At 66.8% G+C, this 17,769-nt stretch carries 22 protein-coding genes; 11 read left to right on the forward strand and 11 right to left on the reverse strand.

The window, feature by feature from the left end:
• Positions 1-5: 5 nt before the first annotated feature.
• From AAHH99_RS23305 to AAHH99_RS23340, 8 genes are all read left to right on the forward strand, one after another.
• Positions 6-1,463, forward strand: a complete 1,458-nt coding sequence (locus tag AAHH99_RS23305; RefSeq protein ID WP_418770836.1) for a sugar porter family MFS transporter — start codon at positions 6-8, stop codon at positions 1,461-1,463.
• A complete protein-coding gene (locus AAHH99_RS23310; RefSeq protein WP_418771111.1) occupies positions 1,460-2,995 on the forward strand; it encodes an FAD-binding protein in 1,536 nt (511 codons plus the stop codon). The genes AAHH99_RS23305 and AAHH99_RS23310 overlap by 4 nt, the downstream gene beginning before the upstream one ends.
• A 40-nt stretch (positions 2,996-3,035) precedes the next feature.
• Positions 3,036-3,317, forward strand: coding sequence for a phosphoribosyl-ATP diphosphatase (locus AAHH99_RS23315; protein ID WP_418770837.1), 282 nt, complete (start codon positions 3,036-3,038; stop codon positions 3,315-3,317).
• Between the two features lie 65 nt (positions 3,318-3,382).
• The gene (gene hisG, locus AAHH99_RS23320) at positions 3,383-4,234 is read left to right on the forward strand and encodes an ATP phosphoribosyltransferase (protein WP_418770838.1); all 852 of its coding nucleotides are present in this window, start codon (positions 3,383-3,385) and stop codon (positions 4,232-4,234) included.
• 67 nt (positions 4,235-4,301) lie between these two features.
• Positions 4,302-4,784: a DUF4126 family protein gene (locus AAHH99_RS23325; protein WP_066842662.1), complete on the forward strand. Its 483-nt coding sequence runs from the start codon at positions 4,302-4,304 to the stop codon at positions 4,782-4,784.
• 25 nt (positions 4,785-4,809) lie between these two features.
• Positions 4,810-6,180 (forward strand): FAD-containing oxidoreductase, encoded by a 1,371-nt coding sequence (locus AAHH99_RS23330; RefSeq protein ID WP_418770839.1) that lies wholly within the window; start codon positions 4,810-4,812, stop codon positions 6,178-6,180.
• Between the two features lie 96 nt (positions 6,181-6,276).
• Positions 6,277-6,891 carry a sensor domain-containing protein gene (locus tag AAHH99_RS23335; RefSeq protein ID WP_418770840.1) on the forward strand — a complete coding sequence of 205 codons (615 nt, stop codon included), beginning with the start codon at positions 6,277-6,279 and terminating at the stop codon, positions 6,889-6,891.
• A 34-nt stretch (positions 6,892-6,925) separates the two neighbouring features.
• Entirely contained in the window at positions 6,926-7,477 is a 552-nt protein-coding gene (locus AAHH99_RS23340; RefSeq protein ID WP_418770841.1) for a nuclear transport factor 2 family protein, read from the forward strand.
• 1 nt (position 7,478) lies between these two features.
• Here AAHH99_RS23340 and AAHH99_RS23345 read toward each other — a convergent pair whose 3' ends face one another.
• The 7 genes from AAHH99_RS23345 to AAHH99_RS23375 all read right to left on the reverse strand — a co-directional run bounded on the left by AAHH99_RS23345 (position 7,479) and on the right by AAHH99_RS23375 (position 11,561).
• Entirely contained in the window at positions 7,479-8,111 is a 633-nt protein-coding gene (locus tag AAHH99_RS23345; protein WP_418770842.1) for a flavodoxin family protein, read from the reverse strand.
• Between the two features lie 6 nt (positions 8,112-8,117).
• Entirely contained in the window at positions 8,118-8,612 is a 495-nt protein-coding gene (locus AAHH99_RS23350) for an SRPBCC family protein (protein WP_418770843.1), read from the reverse strand.
• On the reverse strand, positions 8,605-8,925 hold the full coding sequence (locus AAHH99_RS23355) for an ArsR/SmtB family transcription factor (protein ID WP_418770844.1): 321 nt from the start codon (positions 8,923-8,925) through the stop codon (positions 8,605-8,607). The genes AAHH99_RS23350 and AAHH99_RS23355 overlap by 8 nt, the downstream gene beginning before the upstream one ends.
• A 46-nt stretch (positions 8,926-8,971) precedes the next feature.
• The gene (locus tag AAHH99_RS23360) at positions 8,972-9,256 is read right to left on the reverse strand and encodes a YiaA/YiaB family inner membrane protein (RefSeq protein ID WP_418770845.1); all 285 of its coding nucleotides are present in this window, start codon (positions 9,254-9,256) and stop codon (positions 8,972-8,974) included.
• Between the two features lie 43 nt (positions 9,257-9,299).
• Positions 9,300-9,815 carry a DinB family protein gene (locus tag AAHH99_RS23365; RefSeq protein ID WP_418770846.1) on the reverse strand — a complete coding sequence of 172 codons (516 nt, stop codon included), beginning with the start codon at positions 9,813-9,815 and terminating at the stop codon, positions 9,300-9,302.
• Complete coding sequence (locus AAHH99_RS23370) at positions 9,812-10,609, reverse strand: thioesterase family protein (protein WP_418770847.1); 798 nt, start codon at positions 10,607-10,609, stop codon at positions 9,812-9,814. The genes AAHH99_RS23365 and AAHH99_RS23370 overlap by 4 nt, the downstream gene beginning before the upstream one ends.
• A 67-nt stretch (positions 10,610-10,676) precedes the next feature.
• Positions 10,677-11,561, reverse strand: coding sequence for a RecB family exonuclease (locus AAHH99_RS23375; protein ID WP_418770848.1), 885 nt, complete (start codon positions 11,559-11,561; stop codon positions 10,677-10,679).
• Positions 11,562-11,634: 73 nt separating this feature from the next.
• On the opposite strand from AAHH99_RS23375, the gene AAHH99_RS23380 reads away from it, so the two are divergent.
• A complete protein-coding gene (locus AAHH99_RS23380; RefSeq protein WP_418770849.1) occupies positions 11,635-12,468 on the forward strand; it encodes a tRNA (adenine-N1)-methyltransferase in 834 nt (277 codons plus the stop codon).
• 54 nt (positions 12,469-12,522) lie between these two features.
• Here the strand turns inward: AAHH99_RS23380 and AAHH99_RS23385 are convergent, their stop codons facing one another.
• Genes AAHH99_RS23385 through AAHH99_RS23395 form a run of 3 tightly spaced genes read right to left on the reverse strand, consistent with a single transcriptional unit; the run spans position 12,523 to position 13,889 of the window.
• Positions 12,523-12,819: a DUF503 domain-containing protein gene (locus AAHH99_RS23385; protein ID WP_064393948.1), complete on the reverse strand. Its 297-nt coding sequence runs from the start codon at positions 12,817-12,819 to the stop codon at positions 12,523-12,525.
• Between the two features lie 7 nt (positions 12,820-12,826).
• Complete coding sequence (locus AAHH99_RS23390) at positions 12,827-13,390, reverse strand: hypothetical protein (RefSeq protein ID WP_418770850.1); 564 nt, start codon at positions 13,388-13,390, stop codon at positions 12,827-12,829.
• A gap of 7 nt (positions 13,391-13,397) precedes the next feature.
• Positions 13,398-13,889: a hypothetical protein gene (locus tag AAHH99_RS23395; RefSeq protein ID WP_418770851.1), complete on the reverse strand. Its 492-nt coding sequence runs from the start codon at positions 13,887-13,889 to the stop codon at positions 13,398-13,400.
• Between the two features lie 145 nt (positions 13,890-14,034).
• Between AAHH99_RS23395 and arc the strand changes: the two genes are divergently transcribed.
• Together arc and AAHH99_RS23405 are read left to right on the forward strand one after the other, a co-directional pair.
• A complete protein-coding gene (gene arc, locus AAHH99_RS23400; protein WP_418770852.1) occupies positions 14,035-15,876 on the forward strand; it encodes a proteasome ATPase in 1,842 nt (613 codons plus the stop codon).
• Between the two features lie 104 nt (positions 15,877-15,980).
• Entirely contained in the window at positions 15,981-16,619 is a 639-nt protein-coding gene (locus tag AAHH99_RS23405; protein WP_418770853.1) for a hypothetical protein, read from the forward strand.
• Here AAHH99_RS23405 and AAHH99_RS23410 read toward each other — a convergent pair.
• Entirely contained in the window at positions 16,589-17,749 is a 1,161-nt protein-coding gene (locus AAHH99_RS23410; RefSeq protein WP_418770854.1) for a hypothetical protein, read from the reverse strand. The two genes, AAHH99_RS23405 and AAHH99_RS23410, sit on opposite strands and share 31 nt — an antisense overlap.
• Between the last annotated feature and the right edge of the window lie 20 nt (positions 17,750-17,769).

The raw sequence follows: 17,769 nt of genomic DNA on the forward strand, positions 1-17,769 counted from the left end.
CTCACATGACTCACGGACCCGCAGGTGACTCCTCGACAGCTGTGGATTACGAGGAGTCCGAGCACAGCGGCCGCGTCGTTCTCATCGCGTCCGTCGCCGCGCTCGGCGGCCTTCTGTTCGGCTATGACAGCGCGGTCATCAACGGCGCGGTCGCGGCGGTCGAGGACCACTTCCAGATCAGCAAGGCGGTGACGGGCGTGGCCGTTGCGGCGGCCCTGATCGGCGCCGCGGTGGGTGCGCTTGCCGGCGGTCGGCTAGCCGACAAGATCGGACGGCTGTCAGTGATGAAGATCGCCGCGCTGCTGTTCTTCATCAGCGCTTTCGGCACCGGCCTGGCGACCAACATCTGGATGTTCACGATCTTCCGCATCGTGGGTGGCATCGGCGTCGGCGTGGCTTCGGTCATCGCACCGGCCTATATCGCCGAAACATCGCCGCCGCGGATCCGCGGCAGGTTGGGCTCGTTGCAGCAGCTGGCTATCGTCTCGGGCATTTTCATCTCGCTGGCGATCGATGCACTGCTGGCCCGCCTCGCGGGCGGGTCGCGCGAGGAACTCTGGCTGGGGATGGCGGCCTGGCGCTGGATGTTAGTCGTTATGGCGGTGCCCGCCGTGGTCTACGGCGTTCTGGCGTTCACAATCCCCGAATCACCACGTTATCTCGTTGCCACGTACCGGATTCCGGAGGCGCGGCGGGTGCTGACGAAATTGCTGGGGGAGAAGAACCTCGAGCTGACGATCACGCGCATCAAGGAATCGCTGAAGTCGGAGAAGCCGCCGTCGTGGCGCGATCTGCGTAAGCCGACCGGTGGGCTCTACGGCATCGTCTGGGTGGGTGTGCTGCTGTCGGTGTTCCAGCAGTTCGTCGGCATCAACGTGATCTTCTACTACTCGAACGTGCTGTGGGAGGCCGTCGGCTTCGGGGAGCAGCAGGCGTTCCTAATCACCGTGATCACGTCGGTGACCAACATCGTCACCACGCTGATCGCCATCGCGCTGATCGACAAGGTCGGACGCAAGCCGTTGTTGTTGATCGGGTCGACGGGCATGGCCATCACCCTCGGCACGATGGCGGTCATCTTCGGCACGGCACCGGTGGTCGACGGCCAGCCGAGCCTGGACGGAATCGCCGGTCCGATTGCGCTGGTGGCCGCAAACCTCTTCGTGGTCTCGTTCGGTATGTCGTGGGGTCCGGTGGTCTGGGTGCTGCTCGGTGAGATGTTCCCGAACCGCATCCGCGGCGCCGCGCTGGGTCTGGCCGCCGCAGCGCAGTGGCTCGCCAACTGTGCGATCACCGCGTCGTTCCCCGCACTCGGTGACTTCTCGCTCGGCATCGCCTACGGCTTCTACGCCATCTGCGCGGTGCTGTCGTTCCTGTTCGTGTGGAAATTCGTCGCCGAGACCAAGGGCAAACACCTCGAGGACATGGGCAACGAGGTCGCTTCGCAGCAGGAAACCGTCTGAGCGGCATCGACGAGTCGGTCGACGTCCTCGTCGCCGGCTCTGCCGGGGCACTGGCCGGAGCCTATACCGCTGCGCGGGAAGGGCTCTCGGTCGCGATCGTGGAGGCGAGCGACCGGTTCGGCGGCACCTTCGCCTATTCCGGGGGCGGCGGCATGTGGTACCCGTGCAATGCGGTGCTCACCCGCGCCGGATGTGACGACACGATCTCCGACGCGCTGCGTTACTACCGCGAGGTCGTCGGCGACCGCACACCCGCGGCTCTTCAGGAGACCTACGTCCGCGGCGGTGCCGCGCTGATCGACTACCTTGAACGCGACGAGCACTTCGCGTTCAAGATCCTGTCGTGGCCCGACTACTACAGTTCGGTGGCAGGCGCCCGCACGGACGGCATGCGCCACATCGTCTCCAAGGCGGTGCCCGACGAGCGTCTCGGCCGGTTCGCGGGCCTGGTTCGTGGGCCGCTGGACCATGAGCGCCTCGGGGCGCCGCGGCCCGACCTGCTCACCGGCGGGCGGGCGCTGGTCGGACGGTTCCTGTGGGCGATGGCCGACAACCCGGCGGTGACGGCCCATCTGTCCACCAGCCTCGTTGAGTTGGTCGTCGAGGCAGGTCGCATCGTCGGAGCGGTCGTAGAGCACAATGGCGAGCGCCGCACGATCACCGCGCGGCGCGGCGTGCTGCTCGCCACGGGCGGTTTCGAACAGAACGCCGACATGCGGGCCGAATTCGGCGTCCCGGGAAGCGCCCGCGACACCATGGGCGCCCCGGCCAACACCGGATCGGCCCATCGGGCGGCGATCGCTGTCGGGGCCGACGTGGACCTGATGGACCAGGCGTGGTGGTCGCCGGGGCTGATCCATCCGGACGGCCGCGCCGCTTTCGCGTTGTGCTTCACCGGCGGCATCTTCGTCGACCGTTCCGGCCGCCGCTTCGCCAACGAGTCGGCGCCCTACGACCGGTTGGGCCGCGCGATCCTGCGCGCGATGCGCGACGGCACGGTCGGGTCGCGGTACTGGATGGTCTACGACAGCCGAACCGGCGAGCAGCCGCCCGTGATGGCCACCAACGTCTCCTTCTCGCCGACCGAGCAGTACTTCGCCGAGGGTCTGTGGGTGCAGGCCGACACCCTGGCCGGGCTCGCCGATCAGATCGGTGTTCCGGCAACGCAGTTGGAAGACACCGTTCGCCGCTTCAACGAGTTCGCGGCGTCCGGCGTCGACGAGGACTTCGGTCGCGGCCGCGAATCGTTCGACCGGGCCTTCACCGGCGGCGCATCGCCGCTGGTGCCGATCGACACCCCGCCCTACCGCGCGGCGGCGTTCGGCGTATCCGACCTCGGCACCAAGGGCGGGCTGCGCACCGACACCGACGCCCGCGTCCTGGACGTCTCCGACCGGCCGATCGCGGGGCTGTATGCGGCGGGGAACACGATGGCGGCCGTCTCGGGAGAGACCTACCCCGGCGGGGGAAACCCGATCGGGGCGTCGCTGTTGTTCAGCCACCGCGCCGCACTGCACATGGCGCGTACGTGACCGGGGTCGGGCAAACCGGCGTGACCCGGCGGGTGCGAGCGTGACACAATCGCGTGCCGTGAAGACCTTCGACGCCCTGTTCGCTGAGCTCAGCGAACGCGCCCGGACCCGCCCCGCCGGTAGCGGCACCGTCGCCGCACTGGACGGCGGCGTGCACGGGATCGGCAAGAAGATCCTCGAGGAGGCCGGCGAGGTGTGGCTGGCGGCTGAACACGAGAGCGATGACGCGCTCGCCGAGGAGATCAGCCAGCTCCTGTACTGGACGCAGGTGCTGATGCTCTCGCGCGGCCTCACCCTCGACGAAGTCTACGAGAAGCTCTGATGTCTGCTCTTCGCCCGAGAGGCTCATCGCCGATGTCTGCTCTTCGCCCGAGAGGCTCATCGCCGATGTCTGCTCTTCGCGTCGCCGTCCCCAACAAGGGCACACTCTCCGAACCTGCGAGCGAGGTCCTGTCCGAAGCCGGCTACCGGCGCCGCACCGACCAAAAAGACCTGACGGTCGTCGACCCGGCCAACAATGTCGAGTTCTTCTTCCTGCGCCCCAAGGACATTGCGATCTATGTCGGTTCGGGGCAACTCGACTTCGGGATCACCGGCCGCGATCTGGCCGCGGAATCGGATGCGCCGGTGCGGGAGCGGTTGGCGCTGGGCTTCGGCTCGTCGTCGTTCCGGTATGCCGCCCCGGCCGGGCGCGATTGGAGGGTCGAGGATCTCGCGGGAAAGCGGATCGCGACCGCGTTCCCGAACCTGGTGCGAAAAGACCTGGCCGCGCATGGCATCGAGGCGACGGTGATCCGGCTCGACGGCGCCGTGGAGATCTCCGTGCAGCTCGGCGTCGCCGACGCGATCGCCGATGTGGTGGGCTCCGGACGAACACTGGGACTGCACAACCTGGTGGCGTTCGGCGATTCCCTGTGTGACTCCGAAGCGGTGCTGATCGAGCGGGACGGTGCGCCGGACAGCCCCACCGGTGCCCAATTGGTGGCCCGTGTGCAGGGTGTGGTTCGCGGCCAGCAGTACCTGATGCTCGATTACGACTGCCCGCGCAGCGTTCTCGACCGTGCGGTCGCGGTGACCCCCGGTCTCGAGTCGCCCACGATCGCTCCGCTCGCCGACCCGGCGTGGGTGGCGGTGCGCGCTCTGGTGCCCCGCCGCGACGTCAACAAGATCATGGACGAACTCGCCGCCATCGGCGCCAAGGCGATCCTGGCTTCTGACATCCGATTCTGTCGCCTGTGATTCAGCGCGAACCCTTCCGGCCTGCGTGTTAGCGTCCGGAGGTCCATAACACCGGCCGGAGGTCGCCATGACGCAGGTCCTGATTCTGGTACTCGCACTGTTGATCGGCGTCATCGCCGGCCTGCGCGCACTCACCGCACCGGCGGTGGTGTCCTGGGGCGCGCTGCTGGGGTGGATCGACGTGGACGGGAAATGGTCGGAGTGGATGGCGCATCCGATCACCGTCACCGTGTTGACCATCTTCCTGCTCGTCGAGCTGGTCACCGATCAGCTGCCGAAAACCCCCAGCCGTAAGACGACTCCCCAGTTCGCGACGCGTCTCATCACGGGCGCCTTCGCCGGCGCGGTGATCGGCAGTGCGTACTTTCACACGTTCAGTGCGCTCGGCGCGGGTGTCATCGGCGCGGTGCTCGGCACGATGGGCGGCGCGGCGGCACGTCAGCGGTTCGCCGACCTGCGCAACGGCCAGGACCGCCCTGGCGCGATCCTCGAAGACATCGTCGCGGTGGGTGGCGGCTTCCTGATCGTATTCCTCGTCAGCCTGGTGTGAACGGATGCCGTTTGAAATGGCTGAAGTGACAGAACGATTCGACGCGATCATCGTCGGTGCGGGGCAGGCCGGGCCACCATTGGCGGGCCGGCTCACGCAGGCAGGGCAGAAGGTCGCGGTGATCGAACGCAAACTCGTCGGCGGGACGTGCGTGAACTACGGATGTATCCCGACCAAGACCCTGGTCGCCAGCGCGCACGCCGCCCATCTGGCCCGCCGCGGCGCCGAATACGGTGTCAGTACAGGCGATATCGGCGTCGACATGACAAAGGTCAAGGCGCGCAAGGACAAGATCGTGCTCGATGACCGCGACGGCGTCGAGTCCTGGCTCGAAGGCATGGATGGATGCACGTTCATCCGCGGCCACGCACGCTTCTCCGATCCGCACACGATCCACGTCCACGACCGAGTGCTGCACGCGGACAGGATCTTCCTCAACGTCGGCGGTCGCGCCGTCGCACCCGACATGCCCGGGCTGGCGGATATCGACTACCTGACCAACGTCGGCATTCTCGAACTCGACACGGTGCCCGAACATCTCGTCATCATCGGCGGCAGCTATATCGCTCTGGAGTTCGCGCAGATGTACCGCCGCTTCGGGGCCGGGGTCACCGTGATCGAGAAGGGGCCGCGGCTGACCTCGCGTGAGGACGAGGACGTCTCGGCCGCGGTCAAAGACATCCTGGAGGCCGAGGAAATCGATATAGTCCTCGACGCCGACGCGATCCAATTCACCAAGACCGACAGCGGTTTCGAGGTCATCCCGAGCGACGGTGCGGCACCCATCGCAGGAACCCATCTGCTGATCGCGGTCGGGCGCACCCCCAACACCGACGACCTGGGGCTCGAGAATGCCGGGGTCGAAACCGACGCGCGCGGTTACATCGTCGTCGACGATCAATTGCGCACCAACGTCGAACACATCTGGGCCATGGGCGACTGCAACGGCAAGGGGGCTTTCACGCACACGTCGTACAACGACTTCGAGATCGTCGCGGCGAACCTGCTCGATGACGACCCGCGCCGGGTCAGCGACCGCATCACGACGTATGCGCTTTACATCGACCCGCCGCTGGGACGCGCTGGTCTGACCGAGGCGCAGGTGCGCGAGTCGGGTCGAAAGGCGTTGGTCGGCAAGCGTCCGATGACACGGGTCGGCCGCGCGGTGGAAAAAGGGGAGACGAAGGGCTTCATGAAAGTCGTCGTCGACGCCGAGACCGAGCAGATTCTGGGTGCGGCGATCCTCGGCGTCGGCGGTGACGAGGTTATCCACTCGATCCTCGACATCATGACCGCTGGGGTTCCCTACACCGCGATCTCGCGCACGATGCACATCCATCCGACGGTCAGCGAGCTGGTGCCTACGATGCTGCAGGAGATGACGCCGCTGACGTGACGGCTGGGTAGCCTGGCCAGTGGGCAGATATCCGTCAACCGCTGCCGGAAAGGCAACGCCGACTTGATGCCGAAGATGGTTGCTGTCGGATGCGTCATGGCGCTGGGTACGCTCGCGTGCCAACGTCACACCGAACCTGGCGCTGATGACGCCGTCGACCGGCTCCCTCTCAGCCTCGACGAAGTGAAGCAGATCAGCGGATTCGACGGATTCACACGCGACGTCGATACCGACCGACCCGCTGCCGACACGTATGTGCCCGACGGGCCTTGTCAGGCGCTCGCGGACCAACGGGTCGCGTTCGGAGACACCTGGATCCGGTTTCGATCGATCGCCGACAACGGTGAGTTGGTCAGCGGTCGGCCGCGCACGAGGGCGCCGGGTCCCGCCGTCGCTCCCTCGACGGTGACCGTGGTGGCATCCACCTTGCAAACCATCGCGGTCTACCCGAGCGAAGTCGAGGCACGCAACGTGTTCGACCGTCGTGTCGCAACAATGACCGAGTGCGTCGGGTTGAACATTCCCGGCTACAGCGGCACCGTCGCGCATCGCGATCTCGATACCGCGGTGTACACCAACAGCACCGGCGGCTGGGCGTTCGTTTTAGTCGTGAAATCAGCGATCCTGTCTGAAGTCTCGGTAATGGCTTTACCGGATGCCGAACGGATCGCCTCCGATATCTCCCATGTGATCATCGGCCGCATCAACTGACCGAAACGTGTCGACGATCGAATATCGTCGACGCATGCCCACCGCGTTGCCGAATCTCGATGCACTGATCGCCAAGGACGAGATCCGCGATCTCGTTCTTCAGTACTGCCGCGCAATGGATCGCGGTGACGTCGCGCTGGCCGCAACGCTGTACGAACGAGGCGCCCGCGACGAGCACGGCTTCAACGCCACAGACACCGCCCAGGAGTTCATCGACTCGATCGGAGCCTTACTCGGGGGACTGGCAGCGCTCCAGCACAACGTCACGAATCACCTCATCCGGATCACCGGACCCGATACCGCCGAAGGAGAGGTCTACGTGGTCGCCTACCACCGCGCCGAGCGTGCTGGTGTCGGGTATGTGCTGATCACCGGTGGCCGTTATCTCGACCGCTATTCAAAGCACGAAGGTCGGTGGAAGTTCGCCCACCGCAAATGCGTGGCCGACTGGACACACGAGTTCTCGTCGCCGCTCGCGACCGATGTCAAGAACCCGGTGTCCGGCAAGCTGGCCGAGGGGCGCATGGACGAGCAGGACCCCTCGTACGTGTTCTTCACTGCATTTCCACGCGGTGACCGGGCGTAGCCTACGAGGCCGCAGGAGATGACGCAGCTGCAGTGACCGAGCGGCCGACGATGAATTGCCGTGTCACCAAGGCGAACCGGTGACCGAGGTGCCGGTGGGTGGCGACGTCGGCTTGGTGGACCCCCTCGGGATCGGCGTCGACGTCCGTCTGCGCGCCGGCGCCGAGGAAGAAGCCGAGCCGGTTGAGGTCGTTCTCGCTCGCCTCCGAATGGTTCCAGCCCGGAGGCAGACCGAGGCTGACCCAGTGCATGTGGTGCTGCGCGGCGAACACCGCCAGCGACACCAACGTGTTCAACTTGTCGCCGCTCTTACCGCCGGAATTGGTGAACCCGGCCGCGACCTTGTCGCGCCACGCGCCGGTGAAGCAACGCCGCCCGGTCAACTCGGCGAAGCCCTGGAACGCCGCGGACACGTTGCCCATATAGGTCGCGCTCCCGAACACGATGCCGTCGGCCGAATCCAGAACGTCCCAGTCGGCGTCGGTCATCCGGTCGACGGCGACCGTTGCCACGACCGCGCCCGCCTCGCGCGCTCCCGCGGCCACCGCTTCGGCGAGTGTCGCGGTGTGCCCGAATCCAGAGTGGTAGGCAACTGCGACGGCAGGTGCGGCGATGTCAGATCCATTGTGCGTCATGTCAACTCATCCTGTCTGCGTGCTGTTGATCTCTGCGCGTCTGCGCAGCCAGTCCGGCAGCGGTGCGTGCTCCAGGTATGCCTGCAGCCGGTCCAGATAGGCGTGGGTTCCGCCGAGGAACCCGCCGGCGTTACGCACGCCTAGTCCCCGATGGGTGAACTTCAGCAGGGTGCCGGTGCCGTCTGGAGTCAGTTCGTAGCGCACGGTGCTGTCCTCGACGATGGGCTGACGCCACTCGTGTTCGAGGACGTGCGGCGGATCCCACACCAGAATGCGCCCGGTCATGCGCATCCGGTCCGGAGGTAGCGGCGGTCCGATGGGCACCATCTCGATTGTCCCGCCTTGCCGCGGTTCGATCGTCGTCGCGCCGAACCACTCTCGGCGTTCCTCGGGGTCGGCGATCGCGGACCAGACCGCCTCGATCGGAAAGGGCAGCCGGCGTTCGAACGTCAGGACGGCGCGCTCGCCGTCGATGGTCAACCGGCCGTTGCGGTCATTCATCGCCGCTCCCGTGCCTTGCTTCCAGATGACGCTCCAGTGCGTCGAGATGGTCGGTCCAGATGCGGCGGTAACGCGCGATCCAGTCGTCGATTGCCATCAGTCCGTCGGCGCGAAGCGCATAGATGCGGCGCTGCGCGTCGGGCCGCACCTCCACCAGTCCGACTTCCCGCAGCACCCGCAGATGCCGGGACACCGTCGGCTGGGTCAGCCCCGGCAGGCTCGCGACCAGTTCACCCGCGGTGCGTTCACCGTCGACGAGCTGGTCGAGCAGTGCGCGACGACTCGGCTCGGCGACCGCTTCGAAGACGTCCATGCGGCTAGTATTACAGTTTGTCTATATAGACGCAAGCACATATTGCTCAGCTCGCGCTGAGTGGGTTGTATTCGGCGATCAGTTTCTCGAGCCGGGCCTCGTCGAGCCTCACCCGGATGGTGGCGGCTTCTTGTTGGTCGCGGATCACCTTGGCCAGGGTGAACGAACTGGTGACCAGAAACAGCGCCGTCATGCCCAGGAACAGCCGCTGCCAGGAGTCGAGGGGAAGGAACAAGATCCCGCCGACCAGTCCGAGCAGGCTGACGCCGAAAGCGATTGCGGCTTGCAGGAAGTAGGCGGCGGTGGTCCGCGAGGTGGTAGGTGTGTCCATGCCGCCAGCCTGCAGGCGCAGCCGACGGCGGGGGTAGGTAGAACTACCCGACCTTCGACCTCTGTGCCGCGCGTATCAGGCGCAACTGGCCGATCTCGGCGGTGTTCTTGGTCAATTCGACGTTCACCCACAGCGCGGTGTGCGCGACGGTGTGGCCCGAGTCCTCGCCCCACGGGTACGCCGAGGGGGCGTTCGGGTCGACGCCGGCCAACACCTTTCGCCAGCGGTCGGCGAGGTGACGCAGTCGGGCGACGACGGCGGCGCCCTCACCCGGCCACGTGACGTCGCGGGGCTCCCGCGGTGCTTCGCCGGTCAGGTGATTGATCGCGCTCGACCACCACCAGTCGACGTGCCACGTAAGCCACGCGATCGTCGGTACGGGGATGGGCCGCGGTTCGGTGTCCGACCAGTCCGCATGCCACACACCGCCCGCATCCGGCCGCACCGTCCACGTCACCTCCGTGGGCTCCCAGAGGAAGTCGTCATCGGTGAGTGAGGCCAAGTGCAGGTCGGCCAACGCCCACACGAGGTCGAACTGCCACCGGAGGTCGACGGTCACGGGCGGCGTTGCACCAGCAGGGTCTGCGCCGAGGTGCCGATGAAGCCCTGCCGATCGAAGAGTTCGGCCGTGGTCACTCCGATGCCGTCAGGGCCGATCGAGCCACGGGCACGAACCGCGAAGTCGTCACCCGTTGGCAGGCGGTGAAGATGCACGGCGGTGTCCGTGTTCATGAACACGAACGACTCCGGGTCCAACGCCGCGCCTGCACCGTTGGCGCTGTCCACGACCATCGTGAGCCGCTGCAGCGCGGTTGTCGGCTCCGAATCGACAAGCGCGACAAGCGGACTCATCCACACCACGTGTCCGGTCTGTCCGGTCTCGGGTTGGCGACGCCAGCTCACCGTCTCCAGGTAGCCTTTCGCGCCGACCCAGCCGTGCGGCACCTCCACGGCGGTGCCCTCGATGAGTGGGGGATAGCGGTCGGTAGCCGCGTCGGCGGTGTCGCTGGTCGCCAACAGCCATGCCGTCACGCGGGCCACCGCGCGCCGTGTGCCGTCGGGCCGGGTGTGGAGCATCTCGGCGGCCATCAGCGAGATTCGCGCGCCTGGGCGTTCGACCCAAGCCCGGACCCACAGCTGCTCGACCGGTATCGCCCCCAGGATGTCCAGAGTCAAGCGTCCGATGCGCAGTCCCGAGTCGCCGGCCAGCTCCTCGATGCGTTTGGTCATCAGCGCCAACGGCGGTGAGCCGTGCTGGATTGCGGGATTCCAGTTGCTGCGGGTGCCGTCTGTGGACTCGAAGACCTCGAATTCGTCGTCGGTGCCGACACGGCGGTAGTGGCACTCGATCATGCCTCGGCTCCCGCTCGTTCCGGTCCTCGCTGCGCTGCGATCCTCGCTCGTGGTCGCCTTCGGGCGATCACGCCGCAGGCTCCGCAGCCCGCAGCACAATGTCCTCGGCGGTCGGCGATCCCTCGTCGGGTGAATCCGGCCAACCCGGATACGGCGGCGGGGTGCCGCCGAACACCGGGCAGTGCGCATGGTGGGCGCACCAGTCGCACATCGCCGACGGCTTCGGGCGGAAATCACCGGTGGCTCCGGCGTTCTGGATTGCCCGCCAGATGGCGGTCAGGGTCTTCTCGAACCTCATCAGTTCGTCGAGGTCCGGGGTGTAGTCGAGGATCTGACCGTCGGCCAGGTACAGCAGCCGCAGCCGCGCAGGCAGCACGCCACGCGAGCGCAGCGCCACCGCGTAGAACTTCATCTGGAACATGGCCTTGAACTCCGCGAGCGCCCGCGCCTCGGGCGGCGCCTTGCCGGTCTTGTAGTCGACCACCCGCAGCTCACCCGTCGGGGCGACGTCGATGCGATCGACGAAGCCGCGCAGCAGCGTCCCGTCCGCGAGTTCGACCTCGACGCGCTGTTCACAACTCTGCGGGTCGAAGCGGGTGGGATCCTCGAGCCGGTAGTAGCCGGCCAGCAGGTCGCGCGCCTCCATCAGCAGCGTGGTCCGCACCTCGGGGGCGAACTCGTCGGCGATGTCAGGGTGGTCGGCGACGATGCGGTCCCAGGCCGGCTCGACAAGCGTCATCGCAGTTTCCGGACGGCGCTGGGCGGCCGGCAGCGCGTACAGCTGCTCGAGCGCCGCGTGCACCACCGAACCGCGGACCTGGGCGGCGGACGACGGCTCGGGCAGCCGGTCGATCGCGCGGAAGCGGTACAGCAGCGGGCACTGCTTGAAGTCGGCGGCCCGTGAGGGCGACAGCGCCGGGCGCCGCAGCTTCTGCTCGCTCCGGTCGTTCATAGCGCCAGCCTAAGACCGGTGTCCGACAACCCCGGTACCCACGGCGGCGCGTCTACTGGCAGGCTGAACGACTGTGCCAAGGACCGGTCCGTTCGCCGTCGGCGATCGGGTGCAGCTCACCGACGCCAAGGGTCGTCACTACACGATGCTGTTGACGCCCGGCGGGGAGTTCCACACCCATCGCGGCGTCATCGCCCTCGACTCCGTGATCGGGCTGCCCGAGGGCAGTGTGGTCAAATCCACCAACGGCGACCAGTTTCTGGTGCTGCGGCCGCTGCTCGTCGACTACGTGATGTCGATGCCGCGCGGCGCCCAGGTCGTCTACCCCAAGGACGCCGCCCAGATCGTGCACGAGGGCGACATCTTCCCCGGCGCCCGGGTGTTGGAGGCCGGTGCCGGCTCCGGCGCGCTGACGTGCTCGCTGCTGCGGGCCGTCGGCCCCGAGGGACGGGTGATCTCCTACGAGGTCCGCGAGGACCACGCTCACCACGCCGAGCGCAATGTCGCGACCTTTTTCGGTGAGGCCCCGGCGAACTGGGAGCTCGTGGTCGCCGACCTGACCACCTACAGCGGTCCGGAGGTCGACCGCGTCGTCCTTGACATGCTCGCTCCCTGGGAGGTCTTGGACACGGTCGCTGGTGCACTGGTCGCCGGAGGCGTGCTGATGGTCTACGTCGCGACCGTCACGCAGTTGTCGCGAGTGGTCGAGGCGCTGCGCGAGCAGCAGTGCTGGACCGAGCCTCGGGCCTGGGAGAGCATGCAGCGCTACTGGCACGTCGTCGGTCTGGCGGTGCGCCCGCAACACACGATGCGCGGCCATACGGCGTTCTTGGTCTGCGCGCGCAAGCTGGCGCCGGGCGCGGTGGCGCCGATGCCGCTGCGGCGTAAACGACAACTCGGCACCTGACCTTTGCGGGGTTGATACCACGCACCTGGCGATTAACGGGTCAAGGCGCGATTGTCAGTCGTCGGTGCTGCGCCGCAACCCGCGCCGGGCCGACAGCAGCTCGAACTCCGGGCGCGCGGCCACCAGACGTTCAGCGGCGTCGAGCACCTCGACGACATGCCCACGGTCGGCGGCCACCAGAGCCACCCCGACGTTGGCCCGCCGGTGCAGTTCCTGGGCGCCGGTTTCGGCGGCCGAGAGGGCGAATCGGCGATGCAGTTCGGCGATCACCGGCCGGATCGCCGAGCGCTTCTGCTTGAGCGAGCGCACGTCGCCGAGCAGCAGGTCGAATTCGAGCCAACCGATCCACATCGGCGGCTCACGGCGTCGGTGTCGGCGTCGGCGTCGGTGTCGGCGTTGGGGCCGGACCGAGCTGCAACAGCGCGTCGGTCGTCGAACGGGTCAGCTGCCAATGGTTGTCGGCGAAGCGGAACTGCATCGGGAACGTGAACTCGCCCGCCGTCGGGTTGGCGGTCCGCACGGTGACGATCGCCTGAACGACACCGTCGGCGCCGTCGGACCACGTCAGATCCTTCGCCTCGAACGTCGCCGGTGCGTAGCCGCCGTCTCGCAGCGCGACGGCGAACTTGTCCATCGATTCACCGTCGGCCGCGGTGGCGTCCTCGATCAGGTGGAGCTTCTCGGCCCCGGGAACGTTGGCGTCGGCGATGCGCGCCAGCACGTCGGTTAGCGCCTCGGGAGGCGGCAGGGGTGCGCTCGTCGCCCCCGGGTCCGGCGGCTGCACCGTCGGCGACGTCGCGGCCGGCGGCTCGGTCGCCGCGGGGGATTCGGTTGCCGGTTCGTCGGCGCCACATCCGCAAAGCCCGAGCGCCGCCGCAAACGCGACGGCGCTCAGGACTGCGAAACGGTTGGTGCGGCGCACCGGGCTCCTAGCCGACGGCGGACAGCAGCGCCATCAGCGACTGCTTGGCCATCTGCCAGCCGGTCGGGCTCGGGCCGGGCACGAACTGGATGTTCTGGCTGGCCGTGCCGCCGGTGGCGGCGGTCGCGGTGACATCGGCCGACACGACGGGGCCGTTCTGGTCGATGTTCGCCACCGAGAAGCTCAACGGGAACTTGCCTTCGGCGGCCGCCTCACGGAGCTTGGTGTCGGCAACGCGGCTCTCGATGCGCCCGATGCCACCCTGGATGTACGGCGCTTTGCTGGCGGCCGTGCCGGACGTGCCGAGCGCCTGCAGCGTCTGCAGAAGCGCGCCTTCGAGTTCGGGAGCCGGGGCCTGCGGCATCGGGATGTCCCAAACAACCGGGGTGACGGTCGGTGCGGCGGCTACGTTGGAGGATGCAATGGACGTCACACCTGCCGCAGCACCGCCGACAACAGCAACCGCTGCAACGCCGGTAACGAGGGCTTTCAGGGGCACGATTTTCCTTTCGATCGGACCAACACATCAGAGAGGTTAACAGTGGTGCAGGTGTGTCGAATTGCTACACCGCACACAAAGGCTGAATCGCCGGTAGCTTTGAAGTTGTTACTGCACCAACTTTCGGTGCGGGGAGGGGCGCAATATGAGTGAATCAGACCGTTCTGACGCTTTCGCAGAGGGTTTTGACGCCCGAGGATCCGGCCTGTCCAGTGAGGACGCGGCCGAGCTCGAGGAGCTCCGCCGGGAGGCTGTCGTCTTGCGAGAGCAGTTGGAGAACGCGGTCGGGCCCCAGAGTGGGTTGCGCAGCGCCCGAGATGTTCATCAGCTCGAGGCGCGCATCGACTCCCTCGCCGCCCGCAACACCAAGCTGATGGAGACCCTCAAGGAGGCCCGCCAGCAGCTGCTCGCGTTGCGCGAAGAGGTCGACCGCCTGGGCCAGCCGCCGAGCGGATACGGCGTACTGCTTGGTGTCCAGGACGACGAAACCGTCGACGTGTTCACGTCCGGGCGCAAGATGCGGCTGACGTGCTCGCCGAACATCGACACCAAGTCGCTCAAGCAGGGCCAGACCGTCCGCCTCAACGAGGCCCTGACGGTCGTGGAGGCCGGCAACTTCGAGGCGGTCGGCGAGATCAGCACACTGCGCGAGATCCTGTCCGACGGACACCGCGCGCTGGTGGTCGGGCACGCCGACGAGGAGCGCATCGTCTGGCTTGCCGAGCCGCTTGTCGCCGCCGAGGACCTGCCGGAGCGCTACGACGACGACCTGAACGACGACAGCCGTCCCCGCAAGCTGCGTCCGGGGGACTCGCTGCTGGTCGACACCAAGGCCGGATACGCGTTCGAGCGCATCCCCAAGGCCGAGGTCGAGGACCTCGTGCTCGAAGAGGTGCCCGACGTCAGCTACAACGACATCGGCGGCCTGGGCCGCCAGATCGAGCAGATCCGCGACGCCGTCGAACTGCCGTTCCTGCACAAGGAGCTGTACCGGGAGTACTCGCTGCGCCCGCCCAAGGGTGTGCTGCTCTACGGTCCGCCCGGTTGCGGCAAGACGCTGATCGCCAAGGCCGTGGCCAACTCGCTGGCCAAGAAGATGGCCGAGGTGCGTGGCGACGACGCCCGCGAGGCGAAGAGCTACTTCCTCAACATCAAGGGTCCGGAGCTGCTGAACAAGTTCGTCGGTGAGACCGAGCGTCACATCCGGCTGATCTTCCAGCGCGCGCGGGAGAAGGCGTCCGAAGGCACCCCGGTGATCGTGTTCTTCGACGAGATGGACTCGATCTTCCGTACCCGTGGCACCGGTGTGAGCTCCGATGTGGAGACGACGGTTGTGCCGCAGCTGCTTTCGGAGATCGACGGCGTCGAGGGCTTGGAGAACGTCATCGTCATCGGTGCCTCCAACCGCGAGGACATGATCGATCCGGCGATCCTGCGGCCCGGCCGCCTGGACGTCAAGATCAAGATCGAGCGTCCGGATGCCGAAGCGGCCCAAGACATCTTCAGCAAGTACCTCACCGAAGAACTGCCGGTCAACGAGGACGACCTCGCGGAGTTCGACGGGGACCGCTCGCTGACGATCAAGGCGATGATCGAGAAGGTCGTCGACCGGATGTACGCCGAGATCGACGACAACCGCTTCCTTGAGGTGACTTACGCCAACGGCGACAAAGAGGTCATGTACTTCAAGGACTTCAACTCCGGTGCGATGATCCAGAACGTCGTCGACCGGGCCAAGAAGTACGCGATCAAGTCGGTGCTGGAGACCGGCAGCAAGGGGCTGCGGATCCAGCATCTGCTGGACTCGATCGTCGACGAGTTCGCCGAGAACGAGGACCTGCCCAACACCACCAATCCCGATGACTGGGCACGGATCTCGGGTAAGAAGGGCGAGCGGATCGTCTACATCCGCACGTTGGTCACCGGTAAGAGCTCGTCGGCCAGCCGGGCGATCGACACCGAGTCCAACCTGGGCCAGTACCTGTAGCTCACCTCCCCTTCTTGCCGCGAGCGGCCGTGTTTGCACACGGCGCGCCGCGGTTGTGCAGCAATTCGCGCACGCTCGCGCGCGTCGAGGGATACCGTCGCGTCATGTCAGCGGACGAGCTGTCGGTCACGGATGGTGTTTTCGGCAAGCGGTACGGCGAAGTGCTGCTCGTCAAGTCCACGCCGTCCGGCGCCGAAGCCACGGTGTACAACACGTTTCCGCTCAATGACTGCCCGGCCGACTTGTGGAACGCGCTCGACGCGCAGGCGATCGCCCAGGAGAACGGCGCTGTAGCCACGCTGCTCAACGGGCCGCGGTACTGGCTGATGAGCAGCATCGGCAAGAAGGACCGGGAGACGTTGGAGCGCAAAAGTTTCGGTGGAATCGAGATGCTGCGGCAGGCCACCGTGAAGCTCGCGTCGATGAACCCGGCCCCGTATCAGCTGAACCGGGTGGACCGGAAGGCGGTCTTCACGTTCGATGCGGGCCGCGAGATCTACGAACTGATCGATCCGGACGGCAGGCACTGGGTCATGCAGACGTTCAGCCAGACGGTCGACCCGTCGCTCACGCTGAGTGACCTCCCCGGCCTCGCCGCCAGGCTGTCGCTGCCCGGGGGCTGGTCCTATCGGGCGCGCACCCCGTCGTCGCCGCTCGTCGTCGACACCGCCACCGAGGACGCCTGCGTGACGCAGGACGATCTCGCCAACAGTTACTCGCTGGTGGCCTCCATCGCGCGGTAGGCGTCGCGGCCGGCCAGGCTGACCGCGACGTCGGCGATCAGCGGGTCGAAGAAGCGCTCGCGATACAACGGATCCACGCTGGTGCTGACGGTGAAGTACAGACCGGACAGCACGGCGACGAAAAGCGATACGTGCACGATGGTCTGCGGCACCGGCACGTTGACGCCGAACCACGTTCCCGGACAGGGTGGTTCGCCGACCGGACAGGACTGCTCCGACGCCCACAGCACCGCGACGTCGTCAGGGACGGCGACGATGCCCAACGCAAGAAAGAATATGAACAGTCCGGTCGTGAAGAACACCACCTGTATCGTCTGGGAAAACACCATCACCGCAACGACATTGACCTGTTCGGCCAGCGACAGCGGCGTGCGTTCCGGGCGCGTGCCGGGCGCGACGGCCAGCGGTGTGCCCTCGAGCAGCTTGGCCGGATCGTTTTGTTCGGCGCGATCTTCACGCAGCGTCCGAACCTCGTCGCGAATCGTGGTGACCACGAAGATCAGTGCGACCAGGGCCAGGAAGCCGATTGTCTGCCAGAGCCGTTGGCGTGGCATCCGAGCGGCCAGCTGCCACAACTCACCGGTGAAGTACACCACAACGGTGAGCATCAGGAGCGGCAGCGCCCGACTCATCAGTGTTCCGAGCGCACCGAGTTGCACCCAGGCAAATCGCAGCGCCCACAACGCTATCGCGCCGATACCGAGATAGGTGAGCCAGATCGCGACCACGGCGACGACCCCGAACCCCACGGCCTCGAAAGCCGCGATACCCGAAAAACCGCTGTCGGCGAAAGGAAGTCCCAGCACGAACACCGCCATCACCACCAATGCCGCTGAGCGTCGTCCGGCCTCGCTGTGCGCGGTGCCGATGCGGTGCAGGAGATGTAACCCGAACGGAGCCGCCACCAACAGCGCGGTCAGCACTCCCAACCGGATCGCATAGCCGATGTCGGGATCATCGCCGGTGAGATCGGCCAGCAACATCGTCAGCGAAATCACCGCTCCGACACCGCTGACCGTCGGGGCGGAGCGTTCGATCAGCGCCCCGGAGCGAACCCGTCGCGTGAGAACCAGCGGCAGCCCGCGATGCAGGAACCAGTTGTGCACCCGACGCATGTCCGACACGGGCATATTGTGCGCGAGATTCACTC

Source organism: Mycobacterium neumannii, assembly GCF_048452905.1.
Lineage (GTDB): Bacteria > Actinomycetota > Actinomycetes > Mycobacteriales > Mycobacteriaceae > Mycobacterium > Mycobacterium neumannii_B.

Coding starts and splice junctions, on each gene's coding strand:
- AAHH99_RS23305 (WP_418770836.1), top strand. CDS start 6: ATGACTCACGGACCCGCAGGTGACTCCTCGACAGCTGTGGATTACGAG.
- hisG (WP_418770838.1), top strand. CDS start 3,383: ATGTCTGCTCTTCGCGTCGCCGTCCCCAACAAGGGCACACTCTCCGAA.
- AAHH99_RS23325 (WP_066842662.1), top strand. CDS start 4,302: ATGACGCAGGTCCTGATTCTGGTACTCGCACTGTTGATCGGCGTCATC.
- AAHH99_RS23335 (WP_418770840.1), top strand. CDS start 6,277: ATGGCGCTGGGTACGCTCGCGTGCCAACGTCACACCGAACCTGGCGCT.
- AAHH99_RS23340 (WP_418770841.1), top strand. CDS start 6,926: ATGCCCACCGCGTTGCCGAATCTCGATGCACTGATCGCCAAGGACGAG.
- AAHH99_RS23345 (WP_418770842.1), bottom strand. CDS start 8,111: ATGACGCACAATGGATCTGACATCGCCGCACCTGCCGTCGCAGTTGCC.
- AAHH99_RS23350 (WP_418770843.1), bottom strand. CDS start 8,612: ATGAATGACCGCAACGGCCGGTTGACCATCGACGGCGAGCGCGCCGTC.
- AAHH99_RS23355 (WP_418770844.1), bottom strand. CDS start 8,925: ATGGACGTCTTCGAAGCGGTCGCCGAGCCGAGTCGTCGCGCACTGCTC.
- AAHH99_RS23360 (WP_418770845.1), bottom strand. CDS start 9,256: ATGGACACACCTACCACCTCGCGGACCACCGCCGCCTACTTCCTGCAA.
- AAHH99_RS23370 (WP_418770847.1), bottom strand. CDS start 10,609: ATGATCGAGTGCCACTACCGCCGTGTCGGCACCGACGACGAATTCGAG.
- AAHH99_RS23375 (WP_418770848.1), bottom strand. CDS start 11,561: ATGAACGACCGGAGCGAGCAGAAGCTGCGGCGCCCGGCGCTGTCGCCC.
- AAHH99_RS23385 (WP_064393948.1), bottom strand. CDS start 12,819: ATGTGGATCGGTTGGCTCGAATTCGACCTGCTGCTCGGCGACGTGCGC.
- arc (WP_418770852.1), top strand. CDS start 14,035: ATGAGTGAATCAGACCGTTCTGACGCTTTCGCAGAGGGTTTTGACGCC.
- AAHH99_RS23405 (WP_418770853.1), top strand. CDS start 15,981: ATGTCAGCGGACGAGCTGTCGGTCACGGATGGTGTTTTCGGCAAGCGG.
- AAHH99_RS23410 (WP_418770854.1), bottom strand. CDS start 17,749: ATGCCCGTGTCGGACATGCGTCGGGTGCACAACTGGTTCCTGCATCGC.